Genomic DNA, 23,807 nt, shown 5'->3' on the forward strand with positions numbered 1-23,807 from the left:
TAATGAATATTTTAATTTTTAAAATAGAATTCTGATGTTTGATAAGTATTTTCAATAATGTCAGAATGACATATATAAAGCATATGAGCAAATCAAAAGTAATAAAATTAGACAGTTTGTCTTTTCAGAATATTATGAATGAAGATTCTGAGTTGATTCCTTTAATGACGCCTGAAGATGAAGAAATCATCAATAAAGAAAGCGTGCCAGAAGTTTTGCCAATTTTACCTTTAAGAAATACAGTTTTATTTCCAGGAGTTGTAATACCTATTACAGCAGGTAGAGATAAATCTATTCAATTGATAAAAGAAGCCAACAAAGGTGATAAAATAATTGGTGTTGTTGCACAACGTAATGAAGAAGAGGAAGTGCCAACATTAAAAGATATTCATACAACAGGAGTTGTAGCTCAGATTTTAAGAGTTTTAAAAATGCCTGATGGTAATACAACAGTAATCATTCAAGGTAAAAAACGTTTTGAAATAGACGAGTTAGTACAAACTGAGCCTTATTTAAAAGCTACTGTTAAAGAGGCTTTAGAAGATAGAGAAATTGAAGATAAAAAAGAGTTTGATGCAATTATAGATTCTATAAAAGAACAGGCTTTAGAGGTAATTAAGGAAAACCCAATGTTGCCTAGTGAAGCTTCTTTTGCAATAAAAAACATTAAATCGAATTCATTTTTAGTCAATTTTATTGCTTCTAATATGGATTTAAGTGTAATGCAAAAACAAGTTATTCTAGAAAAAGATAACTTAAAAGAGCGCGCATTATTAACACTTAAAAACTTAAATAAAGAACTTCAGAAATTACAATTACGTAATGATATTCAGTCTAAAACAAGAGAAGATTTAGACCAACAACAGCGTGAATACTATTTAAATCAGCAATTAAAAACAATTCAAGAAGAATTGGGAGGCGTTTCTAATGATCAAGAATTAGAAGAAATGCGCAAACAAGCTAAAAAGAAAAAGTGGAGCAAAGAAGTAGCTCAAACCTTCGATAAAGAAATAGCACGTTTAAAAAGAATGAATCCTCAAGCAGCAGAATATGGAGTGCAAAGAAGCTACTTAGAGTTAATGTTAGAATTACCTTGGGGAGTTTTCTCTGAAGATAAATTTGACCTTAAGCATGCAACCAAAGTTTTAGATAGAGATCACTTTGGACTAGAGAAAGTAAAAGAGAGAATTATAGAGTATTTAGCAGTTTTAAAGCTTAGAAACGATATGAAATCTCCAATAATCTGTTTATATGGGCCTCCAGGAGTTGGTAAAACATCTTTAGGTAAATCTGTTGCAGAATCTTTAGGGCGTAAGTATGTAAGAATGTCTTTAGGAGGTTTAAGAGATGAAGCCGAAATTAGAGGACATAGAAAAACATATATAGGTGCAATGCCAGGAAGATTAATTCAAAATCTTAAAAAGGCAGGTACATCTAACCCAGTTTTTGTATTAGATGAAATTGATAAATTGGGGCAAAGTCATCAAGGAGATCCATCTTCTGCAATGTTAGAGGTTTTAGATCCTGAGCAAAATACAGCTTTCTATGACAATTATTTAGAAGTGGGTTACGATTTGTCTAAAGTACTTTTTATTGCAACAGCCAATAATTTAGGACAAATTCCTTGGGCCTTACGTGATAGAATGGAAATTATAAATGTTACTGGTTATACCATCGAAGAAAAAGTAGAAATTGCTAAAAGACATTTATTACCTAAACAATTAAAGGAACATGGGTTAACAACCAAAGATTTAAAATTAGGTAAAAAGCAAATTGAGCAAATTGTAGAGGGTTATACTCGAGAATCTGGTGTACGTGGTTTAGAAAAACAAGTGGCTAAGGTTGTACGTTTTGCAGCAAAGTCTATTGCTTTAGAAGAAGAGTATGATGTTAATTTATCTACTGAAAAAGTTGAAGAAATTTTAGGAACACCAAGAAACAGAGGTAAGTACGAAAATAACGATGTTGCTGGTGTAGTTACTGGTTTAGCTTGGACTTCTGTTGGTGGAGATATTCTTTTTATTGAATCTATTCTGTCTAAAGGAAAAGGAACGCTTTCTATTACTGGAAATTTAGGTACAGTAATGAAAGAGTCTGCAACTATAGCCTTGCAATACATTAAATCTAATGCAGAAGAATTTGGTATAAAACCAGAAATCATAGAAAAATACAATGTACATATTCACGTGCCTGAAGGAGCAACTCCTAAAGATGGGCCAAGTGCAGGTATTACAATGTTAACTTCTTTAGTTTCTACCTATACCCAAAGAAAAGTAAAAAATAAGCTTGCAATGACTGGTGAAATAACTTTAAGAGGTAAAGTATTACCAGTTGGCGGAATTAAAGAAAAAATACTAGCAGCAAAAAGAGCAAATATCAAAGAAATTATTCTATGTGAAGACAATAGAAAAGATATTTTAGAGATCAAAGAAAGCTATTTAAAAGGCTTAACATTTCATTATGTTACAGAAATGAAGCAGGTCTTAGATATTGCACTTACAAAGCAAAAAGTTAAAAACGCTAAGAAATTAGTATAAAAAAAGCCTCCAATTTGGAGGCTTTTTTTAATCACAATAATCACAATCAGGTAAATCTAATTGCCTCTGTAACTCTTTGTAATAAGCACATTGCTTTCTCAAAGCATCATCTTGACCATTACACTTGTAAGCATAAGCTGCTTGACATTGGTAATCATATTGCTGGTCTATATTGCTAGGTCCTACATAACCATCACAAACAGTAGAGTTGATTATTGCATCTTCCTCTTCTTCAATTCCAAATAGTTCTTCACAGCTATAAAAGCTGATTGTAAATACTGTTAACAACAGTAGTAAAAATCGATTCCTCTTTTTCATAAAAATTTATTTTTAGTTAATACTCAAAACTAGTAGAATTTAATGTTTGATGAAATACCTAAAACTGAGTATATTTTTGGTAATAAAAAGCGCCTGCTAATTTTGTTTATTATGCATTTAAATTTAATTTGCAGCACTTTTAAATGCTATGAAAAATTTTGATGTAATTATTGTTGGTGCAGGTACTGCAGGATTGATGTTAGCTAGAGAATTAAGTAAATCTAAAAAGCAAGTACTTGTTTTAGATCGAAAAAAACAGCTTTTAGAATTTTCATTCAATACCCTTGCTAGTTTCATTAACCTTGATGAATTTAATTTATCGAACAAGGTAGTTGCTCAAAAAATTAATAAAATTACCTTTCATTCTAATTCAGTAAAGAGTTCATTAAAGGCAGATTTATATACCTTAGATAAGAAAAAGGTACATGAAGAATTGCTAGAAACTATTGATAGTAAATTTGTAACCATTCAATTAAATACTAATATTAAATCGATTTTTACTGATGATAACCATCACTTTACTTCAGTAATAGATCAGAACAAAAAAGAATATTCAGCTACTATTTTTGTAGATGCTTCTGGTACAAATGGTGTATTGAGTAAAAAAGTTGGTTTGCTACCAAAGAAAACGCAATTGGCTACAGGTGTTGAGTATAATGTAAAATATAAAGGAAATACTAAAGAAATCTTTTTGCTGATAGGAGAAATTTATCAAGGAGGTTATGGTTGGATTTTTCCCTTAAAAAATAATAGAGCCATTATTGGCTTTGGCACTTTTGATGAAGCTATTGTAAAGGATTTAAAGAATAGATTACATCAAATATTAGAAATACCAATGATTAAAAAGTTGGTAGAAAAAGATAATGATAAAGTAGAAGGAGGGAGCATACCAATTACACCTGTTATAGAAGAATTTGTGCTGAATAATTTAGTATGTGTAGGCGATAGTGTATCTCAGGTAAACCCTATAGTTGGTGAGGGTTATAAATTTATTTTTGAGTCTGCAATAATGGCAAGTAAGGCCATAATTTTAGCATTAGAATCTAATGATTTAACAAAGTTAAAAGACTATGAAGTGCTTTGGAGAAACCGATTTTCTGAAAATTATAAAAGATCTAAAAGAAGTCAAGAACGCTTTTTTAAATATTCTCAAAATAATTTTGTGATGGATTTTATAGTCTTTCTATCAAAATTGATTCCTAGTAAAAGATCTATAAGGTCTCTTTCTGGAGAATATGGTCTAGAACAAGAATAACAATTTAGTATTCAAGTTCTGGCTGGCTTTGCCAAATTACATTTACAATTTTCCAAGTATTATCAACTTTAGCTAAATGAAATAAATCAATACCCCAAACTGCAGTTAATTTTGCTGACGCAGTTTTTGAATTAACATCAAAAATTTCTATTTCTTTAGGTGAGTTTTCATCAGCTTGATCAAAATCTGAGTTCCATCTTGCAGCCAATCTTACCAATTGTTGATGTGTCATTTCTAAATTATCTATGTATTCTTTTTTCTCAGGATTAAAGTAATAACCAACTTTTCTTAATTTAGGATCTACACTTTTTATAATTCTGGTAGAATCTACCAAATAAAGAGCTTCTACATAATCTAAAATAGCACCTCTTACATTGTCATAATCTTCTTGATTGAATGTTTTTTCTACAAAAGTATTCTCTTTGCTATTGCTAACAATACAAGATGTGGTAAGTGAAAAAATAAAAAGAAGACTAATGAATAAGGTAGTTTTGGCTAATTTCATAATAATTAGATGTTTTATCTTGCTAAAGATAAGCAAAATAGCCAAATAATTATTTGAAATTAGGATGCTAAGAAAAGTGTTTTTTTGAAGCTTCCCAATAAACGTCCATCTCAGTTAAAGACATATCAGATAGGTTTTTACCTTCTTTTTTAGCTGCCTTTTCTAAAAACTGAAATCGATTAATAAATTTTTTATTGGTTTTTTCTAATGCGTTTTCTGGATTCACATTTATAAAACGAGCATAGTTAATCATTGAAAACAAAACATCACCAAACTCTTTTTCTATGTTTTTTGTGTTGCCAGCTTTTATTTCATCATTCAATTCTGAAAGTTCTTCTTGTACTTTTTCCCAAACTTGCTCTGGTTTTTCCCAGTCAAAACCAACTCCAGCTACTTTATCTTGAATACGATTGGCTTTTACAACCGCAGGTAAACTTTTAGGAACACCTTCCAGAACAGACTTATTACCTTCCTTTAATTTTAGTTGTTCCCAATTTCGTTTTACATCTTCTTCATTTTCAACTTTAACATCACCATAAATATGAGGATGCCTATCAATTAATTTATCAGAAATACTATTGGCAACATCTGCAATATCAAAAGCATTTTTTTCACTTCCAATTTTTGCATAAAAAATGATATGTAACAAAACATCACCCAATTCTTTTTTGATTTCTTGTAAATCATTGTCAAGAATTGCATCTGCTAATTCGTAAGTTTCCTCAATGGTTAAATGTCTAAGGCTTTCTAAAGTTTGTTTTTTATCCCAAGGACATTTCTCACGCAAATCATCCATAATATCTAACAGACGATTAAATGCAGCAAGTTGTTCTTTCCTAGAATTCATTATAAACTTTATTAGATCTATAAACTGATAATTATTATGATGAAACTACTCAGTTTCTTCTGCAGTATTTTCTTCAGAAACAGCAGTGAAGTCCATGCCTGCATCAACTAAAAGATTGTACCACTGAATTACTTTTTTAATGTTAGAAGTGTACACTCTTTCATCATCATAATTAGGTAAAACTTCTGCAAAAAAGCTAGTTAGTTTTGCGCCACTTTCTTTATGAGAAATTGCTTTTTCACCATTAGTTTTTTCAGACATTGCTTTAAATACTTCTAACAATGGTAAATCTTCTTCGTAAGTATAGATGGCTATATTTTCTAATAAACTTACGTTTTGTGTTGCGTTAATTGCCACTCTTTTATTGTCATTTAAACCTTGAACAATAATAGCGTTTTTAGATTGTGATATTACTTGAAATAAGCCTGGTTTACCAGCTACTGAAATAATTTTACTAAATTCCATATTAATATTTTTTTGTCTAGAATAGACTTTATTTTTTCTTCTTTAAATTAGGAAAACGCATTCTATAATCTGCTCTTATTTTTCCTTTAGATATATTTTCTAATTTTCTTTTAATTAATCTCTTTTTAAGTGAAGACACTTTGTCTGTAAATAACACACCCTCTATATGATCGTATTCATGCTGAAAAACCCTAGCAGCTAAGCCGTCTAAAACCTCAGTATGTGTATTAAAGTCTTCATCTTGATATTCTAAGGTTACCTTAGATTTACGAGTAACATCTTCTCTAACATCTGGTATACTTAAGCAACCTTCATTAAATGTCCATTCTTCACCTTCTTCATCGATGATTTTTGGATTAATATATACTCTATTAAAATCTTTTAAAGTTGCTCTTTCTTCATCATCTAAATCGTCATCTTCTGCAAAAGGTGAGGCATCAATAACAAAAAGACGAATTGCTTTACCAATTTGTGGTGCAGCTAACCCAACTCCAGAAGCATTGTACATGGTTTCTTTCATGTTTGCAATTAGCTCCTTTAAATTAGGGTAGTCTTTATCTATTTCTACTCCCATTTTTCTTAAAACAGGATCTCCATAAGCAACTATAGGTAAAATCATTTTTTTAATTTTAAAGATTGCAAAAGTACAATTTAGAATTACGAATTACGAATTTTGAATTCAAAAAATCTTCTTAATATTATTGGTTGTATAAATAAGATTGTAAGATAATTGTGGCACTTATTTCGTCTACTAAAGCCTTGTTTCTACGTTGCTTTTTCTTTAAACCACTGTCTATCATAGTTTGAAAAGCCATTTTAGAAGTAAATCGTTCATCAACTCTTTTTAAAGGAATTTTAGGAAACGTTTTTTCGAGTTTTTCTAGAAAAGGTTTAATTAAAACTTCACTTTCACTATCAGAATTATCCATTTGTTTAGGTTTACCCAATAAGATAAGTTCTACTTTTTCTTGTTTAAGGTAGTTTTTTAGAAAAGGCAGCAATTCATTTGTGGCAACTGTTTTTAAACCAGAGGCAATAATTTGTAACTCATCAGTTACAGCAATTCCTGTTCGTACTTTTCCAAAATCTAAGGCTAAAATTCTTCCCAAATTAAAATTATTTTGTGCAAAAATAAACCTTAAATTCTAACAAAGAATAAAATACAGTTTATAATATTGTAGAGTTTAATAAAATGCATTCAATATTTTAAACAATCATAACTAATATGTTTAAAAAATGTATATTCGCTCTGTATTTTAACAATCGATTTATATTTGCAGAAATCAATATATTAAAATGGAAGAAATTAGAGAAATTATAGAGTCAGCTTGGGAAAATCGTGATTTATTAAAAGAAGAAAAAACGATTAACACAATAAGAGAAGTAGTTGATTTATTGGATAAAGGTGAATTAAGAGTTGCTGAACCTATAGAGAATGGTTGGCAAGTAAACGAGTGGGTTAAAAAAGCAGTTGTTTTGTATTTCCCTATTCAAAAAATGGAAACTTTAGAAGCTGGTATTTTTGAATATCATGATAAAATTCCTTTAAAGAAAAACTTTGCTGACAGAGGTATAAGAGTTGTACCAAATGCTGTTGCAAGACATGGAGCCTATATTTCTGCTGGAACTATTTTAATGCCAAGTTATGTAAATATTGGTGCGTATGTAGATGAAGGTACCATGGTTGATACTTGGGCTACTGTTGGTTCTTGTGCTCAAATTGGTAAAAATGTACATTTATCTGGTGGTGTTGGTATTGGCGGTGTTTTAGAACCATTACAAGCTGCTCCAGTTATTATAGAAGATGGTGCTTTTATAGGGTCTAGATGTATAGTAGTAGAAGGTGTAAGAGTAGAAAAAGAAGCGGTTTTAGGTGCAAATGTTGTGTTAACAATGAGTACTAAAATTATAGATGTAACAGGTGATGAGCCATTGGAAATGAGAGGTGTAGTGCCTGCAAGATCTGTGGTAATTCCTGGAAGTTATACTAAAAAATTTGCAGCTGGTGAATACAATGTGCCTTGTGCATTAATTATTGGAAAAAGAAAAGAAAGTACCAACAAAAAAACATCTTTAAACGATGCTTTACGTGAGTATGATGTAGCTGTTTAAAGATTATTTTATATGACTAAAATCACTGCTATAATTCCGACTTTAAATGAAGAAATTCATATTGAAGCAGCTATTAAGACAGTTAGTTTTGCTGATGAAATTATAGTAATTGATTCTTATAGTACAGATGATACTGTTTTGTTGGCAGAAAAACATAAAGTAAAAATCATCAAACGTAAGTTTGATGATTTTTCTTCTCAAAAAAACTTTGCAATTGAACAGGCAAAGCATCCTTGGATCTATATTTTAGATGCAGATGAAAGAGTAACTCCACAAGTAAAAAAGGAAATTTTAGAGGCTGTAAAAAAACCAAAAGGAAATGTTGGTTTTTATGTTAGAAGAAGCTTTTATTTTGCAGGAAAGAATATTAAATATGGTGGATGTCAAAGAGATAAAGTTGTTCGTTTATTTTTAAAGCAATATTGCAATTATTTTGGTGTAGTTCATGAAACAATTCAGACAGAAGGAAAATTAGGATTTTTCAAAAATAGAATAGAACACTTCTCATATAAAAGTTATGACCATTATATTTCTAAAATGAATTATTATGGTGCATTAAGAGCCAAGCAATTTTTTAAAGAGGGCAGAAAAGCTAATGTTTATCACATTGTAATAAAACCAATAGCCAGATTTTTTATACATTATGTTATAAGATTAGGTTTCTTAGATTATTATCCAGGTTATATTTTTGCCAAGGCCCAAGCTTATGGTGTTTATGCAAAATATATTAAATTATGGCTATTAAATAGAAAAGTCAACTAATTGTTATTTATTAGAATTATAAAATATATAATTTCTAACACATCTTTGGAATTTATACGTAACTAAAGAAATAACTTGCCAAAAAGGCCTAAAAATTTCTCGAATCACTTTTTTCCAAGCAATCATGTTGTTTTGCTGAATAGTACTGCCCCCCATTTGTTTATCAATACTTTTTACATATTGTTTGTTGGTAGAAAATAATGGAACTTTATGTTTGTAGACATCTTGCTTCATCACATCAATAGGTGCATAATAATCATTTAAATTATCAGTTAGTTTCTTTGCTGCATTTTTACCTATGACTTGACCTATCATTAAAACAGGAGGCATTAAAAACTTAGTTAATAAAGTGTATCTTTCTAAAGAATAAAACCCTTTTTTTCCTGAAATATCAATAAAATCGTTAATTGTAATTTGCGATAAAAGTTGTTCTAAATCTTCAATAAAATTATTCTGAATTAACGCATCATCTTCTAAAACAATCGAAAAATCTTCAGGTTGTTTTGATAAAAACTCCCATAATTTAAAATGAGTTAAGCAAATACCAATTTCACCATCATTGGGTAAAGGGTAGTGTGCTAAAATATTATGTTTTCTTTTTTCTTCTTTTAATATTTTAGGATCTAAATCTTTCCCATAAGTAGCTGAAATCCTTGTTATTGGTATATTTAATTTGTTAAACTGTTCTTCCATAAAAGCACGTCTTTCAGTACTTTTATCTAGATTTATATAATAGAATTTGTAAGATATCATAATGTTATCCATGATTTGCAAGCAACTTCATTTTCTTTATCCACAAACCAATTTTTAGGAGCTATCACAATTTTATCGAGATTTTGGTTTAGCCAAGCACCCCACCAAGAAAAACTGCTGTTGGCTGTAATGTTATGATCGCACAAAGTCATTAAATGCATATCCTCATGTGGAATTACATTATGATCAATATAAGTGGCATTAGTTATGTTTAAGTTGTGTTTTACCCAAGCAATATCATCGGAAAAAACAAAAAAATGAACATTTGAATTTTGTTTTGAAATGTGCTCAATAGCGTTGCTATAATAATCTAAATCACAAGTACCATGAACTTTGTTAGCTTTTTTATCGGAAATATAATCTCCTCTTCTCACATGCAGAGAGCAAGTGTTTTTTAATAATTTTATTTGATTTTTAATGGCTAAAGTAGATTTAGCTAATTCTTTTTTAATTTTAAATTGATCTATTAGAATTTCTCTAATATCACCAAAATATTGCTCTGTCTGAAAATATCCCTTTATAAAGGCATTGTTATTAACCTTCAAAAGATCTTTATGAAATAACAAATTAGGCTCTTTTATGGTTTTCTTTAAACCAATTTTAGATAAAAATGCTGTAGAATTATTTGAAGTCTCTAAATCAATATTAAACTTATCTAAATGATAGCCTCCATGAAGTTTATAGCTTTTAAATTTAGAAATGTCAATTTGTACTTCATATCCTTTTTCAGCCAAGGATTTTGCATACGCATATTGAAACATTTGGTTTCCTAGTCCACCAAGAATTCTAACAACAACCATTAAAATTTTCTAAATTTAAAATTGAGTGCGTACAAAAGTACGAATGTTATCACAAATTCTTTTGCCAATTGGCGCTTAAAACATCTGAAAACAATAAATTTGCATTTTTTCAAAAACACATGAATTACAAAGAAGCCTTAACCTCAGAAATTTTTACTTTTATTTCACAAGCTGCAAAAAATCTAGAAATAGATGCCTATGTGATTGGAGGTTATGTGCGTGATTTCTTTTTAGATAGAGGCACAGCTAAAGATATTGATGTTGTTGCTGTTGGTAGTGGAATTGATTTGGCTTTACAAGTTTCTAAGTTGTTGCCTAATAAACCAAAGGTTCAAGTTTTTAAAACATATGGTACAGCCATGTTACGTTATAAAGATATAGAAATCGAGTTTGTTGGTGCTAGAAAAGAATCATACACAGAAAATAGTAGAAATCCGCAAGTTTCTTCTGGAACGTTAGTAGATGATCAAAATAGAAGAGATTTTACAATTAATGCATTAGCTTTAAGTTTAAATGACGCCAATTTTGGTGATTTATTAGATCCTTTTAATGGAATGCAGGATTTAGAGGATAAAATTATAAGAACTCCATTAAACCCAGATATTACCTATTCTGATGACCCACTTAGAATGATGCGTGCAATTCGATTTGCAACTCAATTAAATTTTGAGATTGAAGCATCTTCTTTGGCTGCAATTTCTAAAAATGCACATCGTTTAAAAATAATTACAAAAGAAAGAATTGTAGTTGAATTGAATAAAATTTTAGCTGCTAAAAAACCTTCTATAGGTTTTCTGTTATTAGAAAAAACAAAATTGCTACCTCAGATTCTACCTGAGCTAATTGCGTTAAAAGGAGTAGAAGAAGTAGAAGGCCAAAAACATAAAGACAATTTTTATCACACATTAGAAGTAGTAGATAATATTGCTAAAAATACAGAAGATGTATGGTTAAGGTGGGCTGCTTTGTTGCATGATGTTGGAAAAGCGCCTACAAAGCGTTTTAGTAAAAAAGTGGGTTGGACATTTCATGGCCATGAGTTTGTAGGATCTAAAATGGTTTATAAAATTTTTAAGAGATTAAAAATGCCCTTAAATGCAAAAATGAAATTTGTTCAAAAAATGGTGTTATTAAGTTCTAGGCCAATAGTTTTAGCTTCAGATGTTACAGATTCTGCAGTTAGACGTTTGGTGTTTGATGCTGGTGAAGAAATTAACGATTTAATGACTCTTTGTGAAGCAGATATCACCACTAAAAATCCTAGAAAATTCAAGAAATATCATAAGAATTTTGAGCTTGTTCGAAAGAAAATTAAAGAAGTAGAAGAAAGAGACCGAATAAGAAATTTTCAGCCACCAATTACTGGAGAAGAAATTATGACTGCCTTTAATTTAGAGCCATGTAGAGAAATTGGTCAAATAAAAGAGGCTATAAAAGAGGCAATTTTAGAAGGAGAGATACCTAATGAACATCAGCCTTCATATGATTTTATGATTCAAAAAGGATTAGATTTAGGGTTAAAAAGAAAATGATTTAAGATCTATGCAAAAAGTTTCAAACTTTATTTCCACAGCTATTTTAGAACTTAAATTAAAGTCTTTTGATAACAAACAAGATTTAGTTCTAGTCACAGGTTCTGATAGCTCGCACTATAAAAGTTTATGCCAGCTTCTAAATAGTATTAAAACTTTTGAAAATAATACTAAAACTGTAGTTTTTGATTTAGGGCTAACAGAAGAAGAACATTTATCTCTAGAACAATCTTTTGACTTTGTTGATTTAAGGAAGTTTGATTATTCTAAATATCCAGCGTTTTTCAATATTAAGAGTAATGCAGGAGAGTATGCTTGGAAACCAGTAATAGTGCATCAAGTTTTAAACGAATTTAAATGTTCCGTTTGTTGGATTGATGCTGGTAATGTAATTACTCAAGAGTTAAAAAGCTTACGAAAAGTTATTGAATATTTAGGGTTTTATTCACCATTTTCTAAAGACACAATTGCTGATTGGACACACTATAAATCTTTAAAAATTTTAGAAGTATCAAACAATAAAACGTTGCTTAAACAAACCAATTTAAATGGTGCGTGTATTGCTGTAAACTATAATTGCGAAACTGCTAGAGTGGTTATTGAAAAATGGAAAGATGCAGCTTTAAATAAAAAGGTAATTGCTCCTGAGGGTAGTAGTAGAGACAATCATAGGCAAGATCAAGCGATTTTATCTGTTTTAGCTTATAAGCATATTCCTGAAATTTCTAAAAAAATGACCTTTAAAAAGTTTGGGTTCAAATTACATCAAGATATAGATTAAGCTCTACTACTCTTAATTTTTAGCTTTTAATTCATTTATTAAACTTTTACTGACATTACTACTTATTATTTTTTTAATTTACTTTTTGTGTAATCAGTAGAATTAGTAAGTATTTTATATTAAATGATTACAAATAATGGTAAATTATTATAAATAATACTTAAACTCTAATTTGCGTTTTGTATTTTTACAGCGAACATTCGCTAAAAACCTACAAATCGTTATGAAAATTAAAAAAGTATTAGTTGCAAATAGAGGAGAAATTGCTATTCGAATTTTTAGAGCTTGTGCAGAGATTAATGTAGAAACTGTTGGAATTTATACTTACGAAGATCGCTACTCTTTACATAGATATAAATCTGATGAATCTTATCAAATAGGTGAAGATAATCAACCTTTAAAACCTTATTTAGATATTGATGCAATAATTAAAGTTGCAAAAGATAATGGTGTAGATGCCATTCATCCTGGGTATGGATTTTTATCTGAAAATGCCAATTTTGCTCAAAAATGTGAAGAAAGCGATATTATTTTTGTAGGACCGAAAGTATCTGTTTTAAAATCTTTAGGAGATAAAATTACGGCCAAGAAGGTTGCAATAGATATTAATATACCTATTATAAAAAGTAACAAAAACCCTTTAGAAAGTATTGAGATAGCTTTAGAAGAGGCAGAAAAAATTGGATACCCAATAATGTTAAAAGCTGCTTCTGGAGGTGGAGGTAGAGGAATGAGAGTTATTAGAAAAGCAGATGAACTTAAAAAAGCTTATGGAGAAAGTAAGAGAGAAGCATTAAATGCGTTTGGAGATGACACTGTTTTTTTAGAAAAATTTGTTGAAAATCCAAAACATATTGAAATTCAAATTGTTGCAGATAATTTTGGTAATACAGTTCACTTATTTGAGAGAGATTGCTCTGTGCAAAGACGCTATCAAAAAGTAATAGAATTTGCACCTTCTTACGGTTTAAAGCAAGAAACAAAAGATGCACTATACAAATATGCAATAGATATATGTAAGGCTGTAAATTACAATAATATTGGTACTGTAGAATTTTTAGTAGATGATGATGATTCAATTTACTTTATAGAGGTTAATCCAAGAATACAAGTAGAACATACTGTTACAGAAGTTGTAACAAATATAGATTTGGTGAAGACACAGCTTTTTATTGCTGGAGGTTATAAATTATCTGATCAACAAATAAAAATTCCGAATCAAGAGTCTATTAAAATAAATGGTTATGCACTGCAGTGTAGAATAACTACAGAAGATCCGCAAAACGATTTTAAACCAGATTTTGGAACAATATCTACCTACAGAAGTGCTTCAGGTTTTGGTATTCGATTAGATGCAGGTAGTGTTTATCAAGGTGTTACAATATCTCCGTTTTTTGATTCTATGTTGGTAAAAGTTACTGCAAATAGTAGAACTTTAGATGGTGCTGCTCGTAAAATTAGAAGAGCTCTTGGCGAGTTTAGAATTCGTGGTGTAAAAACTAACATGCTTTTTTTAGACAATATACTTCAGCACGAAACTTTTAGAAAAGGTGCAATTACAGTAAACTTTATTAAATCTACACCAAGTTTATTTAAGTTTAAAGCACCTAGAAATAGAGCTAATAAAATAATTACTTATTTGGGTGATGTTACTATTAATGGCAATGCAGATGTTAAGAAATTTGATGCAGCTAAAACATTTGTAAAACCCAAAATTCCTGCTTTTGATGTTAATGCAACTTACCCAAAAGGAACAAAAGATTTATTAACGGAGTTAGGGCCAGAAGGTTTTTCTAATTGGTTGAAAAATGAAAAGAAAATCCATTTTACAGACACTACAATGCGTGATGCGCATCAAAGTTTATTAGCAACCAGAATGCGAACTTTCGATATGTTAAAAGTTGCAGAAGGCTATGCTAAAAACCATCCAGATATTTTTAGTATGGAAGTTTGGGGAGGTGCCACTTTTGATGTTTGCTTACGATTTTTACATGAAAATCCATGGGAAAGATTACGTTTGCTTAGAGAAAAAATGCCAAATGTGCTATTGCAAATGTTAATAAGGGGCTCTAATGGTGTTGGTTATACTGCCTATCCAGACAATTTAATTGGTAAATTTGTTGAACAATCTTGGGAAAATGGAGTTGATTTATTCCGAATTTTTGATTCTCTAAATTGGATGAAATCGATTGCACCATGCATAGAGCATGTAAGAACAAAAACACAAGGTTTAGCAGAAGGTTCTATTTGTTATACTTCTGATATTTTAGATGTAAAAAACACTAAATACAATTTAAAATATTACATCAATTTAGCCAAAGAAATCGAAAATGCAGGCGCACATATTTTAGCAGTTAAAGATATGGCTGGTTTGTTGAAACCTTATGCAGCTTCAGAATTGGTTACTGCTTTAAAATCGGAATTAAACATTCCAATTCACTTGCATACACATGACACATCCTCTATACAATCTGCCACTTATTTAAAAGCAATTGAGGCAGGTGTAGATGTTGTAGATGTTGCATTAAGTGGCTTGTCTGGTTTAACATCGCAACCAAATTTTAACTCAATTGTAGAAATGATGAAGTTTCACGAAAGGGAAAACCCTATGAATGCTACTTCCTTAAATGAGTATTCTAACTATTGGGAAACTGTAAGAGAATATTATTATCCTTTTGAATCTGGCTTAAAGTCGGGCTCAGGAGAAGTATTTAAACACGAAATTCCTGGTGGCCAATATTCAAATTTAAAACCACAAGCACAAGCTTTAGGTTTAGAAGGTCGTTTTCATGAAATTACAAAAATGTATGGAGAAGTAAATACACTTTTTGGTAACATCGTAAAAGTTACACCAAGTTCTAAAGTTGTTGGTGATATGGCTCAGTATTTAGTAAGTAATAATTTAACTATAAATGATGTTTTAGAAAGAGGTGATACCATTTCTTTTCCTCAATCTGTGGTGAGTTTCTTTAAAGGAGATTTAGGTCAACCAGTTGGTGGTTTTCCAGAAAAATTACAGAAACTTATTTTAAAAGATCAATCTCCTTATACAGAAAGACCAAATGCACATTTACCACCTGTAGATTTTGATAAAGAATATGCGGAATTTAGAAGAATATTTGAAAATGACTTGGGTAGAAAAATTGATTTTACAGATTTCTTATCCTATAAATTATATCCAAAGGTGTTTTTAGATGCTTTTAATACACATTTAAAATACGATAATCTAACCAATTTACCTACCAAAAATTTCTTTTACGGCATGGAAATAGGAGAGGAGATTACTGTTGATTTAGATAAAGGTAAAACTGTATTAATTACGTTAGATTCTATTAGTGAAGCTAATGAAAAAGGATTTGTAACTGTTTATTTTAAAGTAAATGGACAAGGAAGAACAGTGCAGATTAAAAATGAGTCTATCAAAGTTACATCAGTTCAAAATATAAAAGCTGATAAAAATAATAGCAAACAAATTGGTGCACCTTTGCAAGGGCTATTGTCTACTATCTTAGTTAAAAAAGGAGAAAAGGTAACTAAAAATCAGCCATTATTTATTATTGAAGCCATGAAAATGGAAACTACAATTACAGCCAATGATGATGGTAAAATTGACACTATCATATTAACTGAAGGTACAATTGTTAACGCTGATGATTTAGTTTTAAGCTTAAATTAAGACAGGCTTTGCATAGTTACTAACTTAAAGTATTCACCTTTTTTGGTTAGTAACTCATCGTGTTTACCTTGTTCTACTATTTCACCTTTTTTCATTACTACAATGGTGTCTGCTTTTTGTATAGTAGATAATCTATGAGCGATAACTAAAGAGGTTCTATTTTGCATCATTTTTTCTAAAGCTAACTGCACAAGTTGCTCAGATTCTGTATCTAAGGCAGATGTAGCTTCATCTAAAATCATAATTGGCGGATTTTTCAATACAGCTCTAGCAATAGATAAACGTTGTTTTTGACCTCCTGATAAAGTGCCTCCACTATCACCAATGTTAGTATGAAATTTTTCAGGTAAATTTTGAATGAACTCATTTGCGTTCGCAATTTCAGAAGCTTCTAACACTTCTGCTTCAGTTGCATTTTCTGTACCCAATTTAATATTATTTTCTACAGTGTCATTAAATAAAATAGATTCTTGCGTTACAATACCCATTAAATCTCGTAAAGATTTTTTAGTAATGTTTTTAATACTTTCACCATCAATTAAAATATCACCAGAATTTACATCATAAAAACGAGTAATTAGATTTGCTAAAGTAGATTTACCACTTCCTGATTGGCCAACCAAAGCAACAGTTTCACCCTTATTAATAGTTAAAGAAAAGTCTTTTAAAACATAGTCTTTTTTGTATTTAAAAGATATGTTTTTAAACTCAATTTTACTATCAAAAGAAGCTTTAATAATAGCATTTGGTTTGTCTTTAATATGATTTTCTGTATTTAAAACAGACATAATTCTTTCTGCAGAAGCTTCACCTTTTTGAATGTTGTAGTAAGAAGTTGTAATTAATTTTATTGGATTTAATACAGTATAGAATAATACAATATAACCCATAAATTCATCTGGTTGTAAAGAACTTGTGTTTGATAAAACCTCTCTACCACCAAACCATAAAATAGCAATAATTGTTGCAGACCCTAAAAATTCACTCATAGGTGATGCTAACGTTTGCCTATGAAAAACGCTGGTCATCAAATTTCTAAAAGTGGTAGTAGATGCATTAAACTTTCTCTCTATAATCTTTTCTGAATTAAAACCTTTAATAACTCTTAAACCTGTTAGTGTTTCTTCTATAAATGATAAAAATGTGCCAGTTTCTTGCTGTGCTTTAACCGAGTTTGCTTTTAATTTTTTACTAATTGATGAAATGATAAATCCTGAAACTGGTAGTAATATAAAAACAAACAGCGTTAATTTAACACTCATAAAAAGCATAATAGAAATTGCAATTACAACAGTAAGAGGTTCTCTAACAATAGTTTCTATAGAGGTTAAAATTGAAACTTCTACTTCTTGAACATCAGCAGTCATTCTTGCAATAATGTCTCCTTTTCTTTTTTCTGTAAAGTAAGAAATGGGTAGTTCTACAATTTTATGATATAGTTTGTCTCTTAAGTCTTTTACAATTCCTGTTCTTAAGAATGTAATGACGTAAGATGCTAAATACCTGAAAAAATTCTTTAAAAAGAATAATGAAAGTGCTAATAAACATATGAATAATAATGTTTTTATTTGACCATCATTTTCTATTTTTTCTGATATAAAAAAGTAAAAGCTTTCTTTTAAATAAGATCCAATACTTGTAATACCTTCATAAACAGGTTCTACAACAATGTCTTTGTCTGTTTCAAATAATATACCCAAAACAGGAATAAAAGCAAGTACAGAAAGAACATTAAAAATGGCATAGAAAATATTAAAGACTACATTTAATAATGTAAACTTTCTGTACTTTCTTTCATATTTAAGAATATCTTTAAAATAACCCATTAATTCAATTTCATCTCTTTTATGATTCTTTGAATTTTAGCATCTAAAGCATCTTCTACTTTTTCTGCATTTTCAACTTTGTCTAAAGGAGCATTTACACTAAAATAAAATTTAATTTTAGGCTCAGTTCCACTTGGTCTTGCTGCAATTCTAGTTCCAGAAGCTGTTTGGTAAATAAGTACATTAGATTTTGGTATATCCATGTTTAAAACCTCACCAGTAATTAAATTTTTTCTAGTTGATGCTTGGTAATCAGAAAGTGATTCTATTTTTTCTCCATCAATCTCAGTTAATGGATTGTTTCTCATATCACTTAACATTTGCTGAATTTCTGCAGCACCATCCATACCTTTTTTGGTAATTGAAATTAAATGTTCTTTATAAAAGCTATTTTCTATATAAATATTTAATAATTCATGATAGAAAGAACTTCCATTCTGTTTGGCATAAGCTGCAACTTCACAAGCTAATAATGTAGCAGTCACTGCATCTTTATCTCTTACAAAATCACCAACCATATAACCAAAACTTTCTTCTCCACCACCAATAAATTCTAGTTCAGGAAAATCAACAACCATTTTAGCTATCCATTTAAAACCAGTTAAACCTACCTTGGTTTCAACATTGTATTTTGCAGCTATTTGGTTTACAAGTTCTGTAGATACAATTGTAGAACCTATAAATTCTTTACCATTTAATCTACCTTCTTCTTTCCATTTTTTTAATAAGAAATCTGTCATAACAACCATTGTCTGGTTACCATTTAACAGTTTCATATTGCCATTTAAATCTCTTACAGCAACCCCTAATCTATCACAATCAGGATCTGTACCAATAACAATATCAGCACCAATGTTGTTCGCTAATTCAGTAGCCATGTGTAAAGCTTCTGGCTCTTCTGGATTTGGTGATTTTACAGTAGGGAAATCTCCATTTGGCTTGCGCTGTTCTTCTACAATATGAACATCTGTGTATCCTGCGCCTTTTAAGGCGTGAGGAATAGACATTATTGATGTACCATGCAAAGGCGTAAAAACAATTTTAAGACTGTTTCTATCAATTTTATCTGATAAAGAACCGTTTTTAACAGAAGCTTCTATGAAAACATCATCTACATTTTTACCAATAACTTCAATTAAATCTTCATTGGCATCAAAATTAATTTCTGAAAATTCTAAAGCATTTACTTTACTTATAATACCACTATCATGTGGAGGTACAATTTGTCCACCATCAGCCCAATACACTTTGTAACCATTATATTCTGGTGGATTGTGAGAAGCTGTTAAAACAATACCTGCATCACAATTTAAATGACGAACTGCAAAAGATAATTCTGGAGTTGGTCTTAAATCTTCAAAAAGAAAAACTTTAATATTATTTGCAGATAAAACATCTGCAACTACTTTAGCAAATTTTTTGCTGTTGTGTCTACAATCGTAAGCAATAACTACTTTTATTTGATCTTTAGAAACGTTATCTACTAAATAGTTAGATAGGCCTTGGGTTGCTCTACCCAAAGTGTATTTATTAATTCTATTAGTACCTGCACCCATAACACCTCTCATACCTCCAGTACCAAACTCCATGTCTTTATAAAATCGATCAGCCAATTCAGCTTGATTGTTGTCGATTAAATTTTGAATTTCCGATTGTGTTTCTGCGTCAAAAGTTGGTGTTAACCACTGTTTTGCTTTATTTACAAAGTCTGTCATGAGTTAGAGTTTAATGGTTTATAGTAATTTTTTTATTTGGTTTAATACAAATATACAGTTAGAAATTAAGTTTTTCTCTTATTGTATAGTGTTTTTCGGTGTTTTTTGTTTTAATGATTAGTTCTCCTAAAAATCCTGCTAAGAATAATAGGGTTCCTAGAATCATAGAAGTTAGTGCAATATAAAACCAAGGATTATCTGTAACAAGAATGGTTTTTATGTTATTAAAAACCTTATATAATTTATATGCACCAATATAAAAAGCAGCAGAAGTACCAAATAAGAACATAAAAGTACCCCAAAGACCAAAAAAGTGCATAGGTCTTTTTCCAAATTTAGATAAAAAAGAAATAGTAATTAAATCTAAAAAACCATTTACAAAACGATCCATCCCGAATTTAGTTTCACCATATTTTCTCGCTTGGTGTTGTACCACTTTTTCTCCTATTCTATTGTAGCCTTCATTTTTGGCTAGAACAGGTATGTATCTATGCATTTCTCCACTTACTTTTATACTTTTAATTACCTCATTTTTATAGGCTTTTAGGCCGCAGTTAAAATCATGAAGTTTTAAACCAGAAGTTTTTCTAGCAGCTGCATTAAATAATTTAGATGGTATATTTTTAGTAACTACGTTGTCATAACGTTTCTTTTTCCATCCAGAAATTAAATCAAAATTTTCATCAACAATTAAATTGTAAAGTTCTGGTATCTCTTCTGGATTGTCTTGTAGATCTGCATCCATAGTAATAACAACATTACCTTGGGCTAATTCAAAACCAGCATCTAAGGCTTGAGATTTTCCATAGTTTTTTTGAAAACGAATTCCTTTAACTGACTTGTTTTTAGAAGATAGCTCTTCTATTTTTTGCCATGAGTTATCAGAACTACCATCATCAATAAAAATAATTTCATATAAATAACGATTGGATTGCATAACAGTTGCAATCCAATCGTGTAATTCTTGTAAAGATTCTTCTTCGTTAAGAAGTGGTATTACTACCGAAATTTCCATATTTCTTCTATATAGTTACAAGTTGTAAAGTTAAGAAAGTATCTTAGAAGGACGTATTTCTAACAGTTTAATATGTTTCTTCTTCTGTTTTTTTCTTCACAGCAGCTACAATTGCAGAAACTACAAAACCAATAAAGGCCATGAATAATAAACCAATAGCATCACCAATTATTGTACCTTGGAACTTGCTGGTCATTTCCATTTGAGTTTCAATTTGTTCTTCTGTTAATCCAGCATCATATAAGCCTTTTCTTGTAATTTCTTCTACTTGAGTATAAAATTCAGGTTCAATAAATGCAGTAAAAATATGCTGATAAACAATGGTTAATAAAGAACCAATAATTACAATACCTACACCAATTTTAACACCTTGTCCCCAAGTCATAAAACCACCATTTGCTTTTTTGAAAGCAGACATCCCTATAATAGGAAAAGCAATTACTGCAATTGCAATTACTGCAAAATTAATGTAACCACCTGTTGGGTCTAAATGCATTCCTAGTGCATAAATAACAAGACTAGCTAAAATTAAAACGATTCCATAATATAAACCGTTGTTTAAAATAATACCTTTACTACTTACTTGATTTTCCATTTTTTAAAGTTTAGTTGATGTTTTACAAATATATTAATTTCTAATAGATGACTATTTTTCTTTAAAATAAGTTCATCTAAAAACATTTTATTAGTAATCAAGAAGTTATAATTGTTACAAAAATTTTAATATTTTTTTAATTGTCAATTTAAAAATAGAATGTAAATTTGCAGTGGCAAGTTCTACACAACTAGCTCCCTTTGAATCCTCCAGGGTGGGAACACAGCAAAGGTATTAGGTTGTAGCAGTGTGATGTAGGTAGCTTGCCATTTTTTGTGCCCTAAATTTAGATTTTGTAATATTGATTTTTTAAAATAGAAATTATGTCAAAAGTAGTTTTAGTTACAGGTGCATCTTCAGGAATTGGTAAGGCTGTAGCCACTTATTTGCAACAAAAGGGATATCATGTTTATGGAACTAGCAGAAATCCTAAGAACCAAGAAAACTTTACTTTTAAATTAATTGCATTAGACGTTTTAAAAAATGAGTCTATTACAGCTGCTGTAAATCAAATTATTAATGAGAAAGGCAGATTGGATGTTTTGGTAAATAATGCAGGAATGGGAATTACAGGTTCTATTGAAGATACTCCAACTAATGAAATGAAATCTGTTTTCGACACCAATTTATTCGGAGCTATTGATGTTATGAAAGCTGTTTTACCACAAATGAGAAAACAGAACTCTGGTACTATTGTTAATATTACTTCTATTGCTGGTTATATGGGCTTGCCATTTAGAAGTTTGTACTCAGCATCTAAAGGAGCTTTAGAATTGATTACAGAAGGAGTTAGTATGGAGGTAAAAGGTTTTGGTATAAATGTAGTAAGTATTGCACCTGGAGATTTTGCAACAAATATTGCTGCAGGTAGATATCATACACCAGTTTTTGAAAATTCTGCTTACAAAGAGGATTATGAGAATAATTTAAAAATTATTGATGCAGATGTTGATGGGGGAAAAGATCCTGTCGAAATGGCTAAAGTGATTTATAAAATAACAAACACTAAAAATCCTAAAATACACTATAAAGTAGGGAATACTTTAGAAAAGTTTTCGATTGTTTTAAAACGAATTCTTCCAGACAGAATTTATGAGAAAATTTTAATGAATCATTACAAACTTTAATTCACACTTACATGCTCATCTGCAGTTGTGCTTAAAAAAGTATCTAAAATTGCAGCTTCACAATTTTGAGTATTTACAGTAAATTTAATCCAACCATAATAGATTTCGTTGTTTAAAGACATACTGATTATAAAGTAATCGTCTATATTATTTTTTAAAGTGCTACTATAGGTTAAGGTATTGTCTAAGAAATAATTAAAGTTTTGATAAGGAGCTTCATATTCGTAAAATATATCTAAAGCATCTTTTACACCATTAATATATTGTGTTTTATTTTCTGATGTAAATGGCGGTTCATGCACAATAAAATAAGGCTCTTGATTTTTAATAGGAGATAAAATTTTGTTTTGATCTTCAAACGTAGATGTTAATTTAATAGTGTATTGATTGTATCTTGGTCTGTTACCAACATCATTTACTTCTTCATAAGTTAAATTAAAATCAACAATTCCATCAGAATTAAGGTCGATTTCTATTGGTAATTTGTCTAATAAACAATCTTCAAAAAGTAGAAAATTGGTAATTTCTACTTTAAAATCATCTGTGGTAAATTCAACATAGAATTTTTTTGAATAGGTAATTTTATCATGAGGATCTGTATACACAACATAACCTGTAAATTTTTCATCTTCAATATACTCTTTGATATAAAATTCTGATACCTCCATCTCTGTTACAGCAGAAACGTCTACATTTTCTCCATTATAATATTCGTAAGCTCTATTTTTAGTAAGGCAGTCATCTTTTTTATCAAAAATAAAAGCTTTAGTTTCAGTTTCTCCATCAGTACCAACAGGTGTTGTAAAACTAATTGTTACAGTGTCATCATTATAAGAACCTTCCCAAACAACAGGGTTTGTAGCATGAGGAACAACAATATTATCTGCTTCAGAAATAGATATATCAGTATTAACGCATTCTTCTATTTCAGGAGTAACAGGATCTATAATTTCTGATGAGGTAGTTGTAGAACAAGATGTTGCTAAACAAATAATTAGCAGTAAACCAGACGTTTTTATAAAATTCAAAATAGACTCTTTTTTACAAAAGTAAAGGTTTTATAAAGTAAAAACGAATTGAGTTACTATTTAACAAAATTTAAGCATTTTTATCTAAGCGAATATGTGTAAAAAATAATTGAGTAATGCACATTAGAAAAGTGATAGTTTTTTATCTTTGACGAAAA

21 protein-coding genes and 1 other RNA gene are annotated in these 23,807 nt (G+C 29.8%); 9 read left to right on the plus strand and 13 right to left on the minus strand.

Annotation, left to right across the window (positions count from 1 at the left end):
* Positions 1–83 precede the first annotated feature (83 nt).
* Positions 84–2,537, plus strand: coding sequence for an endopeptidase La (gene lon, locus V7R38_RS07730; RefSeq protein WP_041383375.1), 2,454 nt, complete (start codon positions 84–86; stop codon positions 2,535–2,537).
* 27 nt (positions 2,538–2,564) lie between these two features.
* Here lon and V7R38_RS07735 read toward each other — a convergent pair whose 3' ends face one another.
* The gene (locus V7R38_RS07735; RefSeq protein WP_015480595.1) at positions 2,565–2,855 is read right to left on the minus strand and encodes a hypothetical protein; all 291 of its coding nucleotides are present in this window, start codon (positions 2,853–2,855) and stop codon (positions 2,565–2,567) included.
* 148 nt (positions 2,856–3,003) lie between these two features.
* Here V7R38_RS07735 and V7R38_RS07740 point away from each other — a divergent pair, with 148 nt between their 5' ends.
* A complete protein-coding gene (locus tag V7R38_RS07740) occupies positions 3,004–4,110 on the plus strand; it encodes an NAD(P)/FAD-dependent oxidoreductase (protein ID WP_334057301.1) in 1,107 nt (368 codons plus the stop codon).
* 4 nt (positions 4,111–4,114) lie between these two features.
* On the opposite strand, the gene V7R38_RS07745 is transcribed toward V7R38_RS07740, so the two are convergent.
* The 5 genes from V7R38_RS07745 to ruvX form a co-directional block, all read right to left on the minus strand.
* Entirely contained in the window at positions 4,115–4,615 is a 501-nt protein-coding gene (locus V7R38_RS07745) for a nuclear transport factor 2 family protein (protein ID WP_334057304.1), read from the minus strand.
* 67 nt (positions 4,616–4,682) lie between these two features.
* A complete protein-coding gene (mazG, locus tag V7R38_RS07750; RefSeq protein WP_334057306.1) occupies positions 4,683–5,462 on the minus strand; it encodes a nucleoside triphosphate pyrophosphohydrolase in 780 nt (259 codons plus the stop codon).
* Between the two features lie 45 nt (positions 5,463–5,507).
* Positions 5,508–5,927, minus strand: a complete 420-nt coding sequence (locus V7R38_RS07755) for a DUF5606 family protein (RefSeq protein ID WP_015480591.1) — start codon at positions 5,925–5,927, stop codon at positions 5,508–5,510.
* A gap of 28 nt (positions 5,928–5,955) precedes the next feature.
* A complete protein-coding gene (def, locus tag V7R38_RS07760) occupies positions 5,956–6,546 on the minus strand; it encodes a peptide deformylase (protein ID WP_015480590.1) in 591 nt (196 codons plus the stop codon).
* Positions 6,547–6,625: 79 nt separating this feature from the next.
* Positions 6,626–7,036, minus strand: a complete 411-nt coding sequence (gene ruvX, locus V7R38_RS07765; protein WP_015480589.1) for a Holliday junction resolvase RuvX — start codon at positions 7,034–7,036, stop codon at positions 6,626–6,628.
* Positions 7,037–7,223: 187 nt separating this feature from the next.
* Here ruvX and V7R38_RS07770 point away from each other — a divergent pair, with 187 nt between their 5' ends.
* Positions 7,224–8,039: a 2,3,4,5-tetrahydropyridine-2,6-dicarboxylate N-succinyltransferase gene (locus tag V7R38_RS07770; RefSeq protein WP_334057311.1), complete on the plus strand. Its 816-nt coding sequence runs from the start codon at positions 7,224–7,226 to the stop codon at positions 8,037–8,039.
* A 12-nt stretch (positions 8,040–8,051) separates the two neighbouring features.
* A complete protein-coding gene (locus V7R38_RS07775; RefSeq protein ID WP_334057313.1) occupies positions 8,052–8,801 on the plus strand; it encodes a glycosyltransferase family 2 protein in 750 nt (249 codons plus the stop codon).
* A gap of 3 nt (positions 8,802–8,804) precedes the next feature.
* On the opposite strand, the gene V7R38_RS07780 is transcribed toward V7R38_RS07775, so the two are convergent.
* Positions 8,805–9,554: a glycosyltransferase family 25 protein gene (locus V7R38_RS07780; RefSeq protein WP_334057315.1), complete on the minus strand. Its 750-nt coding sequence runs from the start codon at positions 9,552–9,554 to the stop codon at positions 8,805–8,807.
* Entirely contained in the window at positions 9,551–10,354 is an 804-nt protein-coding gene (locus tag V7R38_RS07785; protein WP_334057317.1) for an alpha-1,2-fucosyltransferase, read from the minus strand. The genes V7R38_RS07780 and V7R38_RS07785 overlap by 4 nt, the downstream gene beginning before the upstream one ends.
* A 119-nt stretch (positions 10,355–10,473) precedes the next feature.
* Here V7R38_RS07785 and V7R38_RS07790 point away from each other — a divergent pair, with 119 nt between their 5' ends.
* From V7R38_RS07790 to V7R38_RS07800, 3 genes are all read left to right on the plus strand, one after another.
* Positions 10,474–11,886: a CCA tRNA nucleotidyltransferase gene (locus tag V7R38_RS07790; protein ID WP_334057319.1), complete on the plus strand. Its 1,413-nt coding sequence runs from the start codon at positions 10,474–10,476 to the stop codon at positions 11,884–11,886.
* A 10-nt stretch (positions 11,887–11,896) separates the two neighbouring features.
* Positions 11,897–12,667, plus strand: coding sequence for a DUF1647 domain-containing protein (locus V7R38_RS07795; protein WP_334057321.1), 771 nt, complete (start codon positions 11,897–11,899; stop codon positions 12,665–12,667).
* A 223-nt stretch (positions 12,668–12,890) separates the two neighbouring features.
* Positions 12,891–16,343 (plus strand): pyruvate carboxylase, encoded by a 3,453-nt coding sequence (locus V7R38_RS07800; RefSeq protein WP_334057322.1) that lies wholly within the window; start codon positions 12,891–12,893, stop codon positions 16,341–16,343.
* On the opposite strand, the gene V7R38_RS07805 is transcribed toward V7R38_RS07800, so the two are convergent.
* From V7R38_RS07805 to V7R38_RS07820, 4 genes are all read right to left on the minus strand, one after another.
* The gene (locus tag V7R38_RS07805; protein ID WP_334057324.1) at positions 16,340–18,169 is read right to left on the minus strand and encodes an ABC transporter ATP-binding protein; all 1,830 of its coding nucleotides are present in this window, start codon (positions 18,167–18,169) and stop codon (positions 16,340–16,342) included. The genes V7R38_RS07800 and V7R38_RS07805 overlap by 4 nt on opposite strands.
* The gene (locus tag V7R38_RS07810) at positions 18,169–19,884 is read right to left on the minus strand and encodes a phospho-sugar mutase (protein WP_334057325.1); all 1,716 of its coding nucleotides are present in this window, start codon (positions 19,882–19,884) and stop codon (positions 18,169–18,171) included. Before V7R38_RS07810 ends, V7R38_RS07805 begins: the two co-directional genes overlap by 1 nt.
* 58 nt (positions 19,885–19,942) lie before the next feature.
* On the minus strand, positions 19,943–20,899 hold the full coding sequence (locus tag V7R38_RS07815) for a glycosyltransferase family 2 protein (protein ID WP_334057327.1): 957 nt from the start codon (positions 20,897–20,899) through the stop codon (positions 19,943–19,945).
* A gap of 67 nt (positions 20,900–20,966) precedes the next feature.
* Positions 20,967–21,494: a DUF4199 domain-containing protein gene (locus V7R38_RS07820; RefSeq protein WP_334057329.1), complete on the minus strand. Its 528-nt coding sequence runs from the start codon at positions 21,492–21,494 to the stop codon at positions 20,967–20,969.
* A gap of 173 nt (positions 21,495–21,667) precedes the next feature.
* Between V7R38_RS07820 and ffs the strand changes: the two genes are divergently transcribed.
* Both ffs and V7R38_RS07830 read left to right on the plus strand, forming a co-directional pair.
* Positions 21,668–21,766: signal recognition particle sRNA small type (gene ffs, locus V7R38_RS07825), an RNA gene on the plus strand.
* Between the two features lie 51 nt (positions 21,767–21,817).
* Positions 21,818–22,621 (plus strand): SDR family oxidoreductase, encoded by an 804-nt coding sequence (locus V7R38_RS07830; RefSeq protein WP_334057331.1) that lies wholly within the window; start codon positions 21,818–21,820, stop codon positions 22,619–22,621.
* Here the strand turns inward: V7R38_RS07830 and V7R38_RS07835 are convergent.
* Positions 22,618–23,649, minus strand: coding sequence for a hypothetical protein (locus V7R38_RS07835; protein WP_334057332.1), 1,032 nt, complete (start codon positions 23,647–23,649; stop codon positions 22,618–22,620). The genes V7R38_RS07830 and V7R38_RS07835 overlap by 4 nt on opposite strands.
* Positions 23,650–23,807 lie beyond the last annotated feature (158 nt).

Source organism: Polaribacter sp. P097 (assembly GCF_036864555.1).
GTDB lineage: Bacteria > Bacteroidota > Bacteroidia > Flavobacteriales > Flavobacteriaceae > Polaribacter.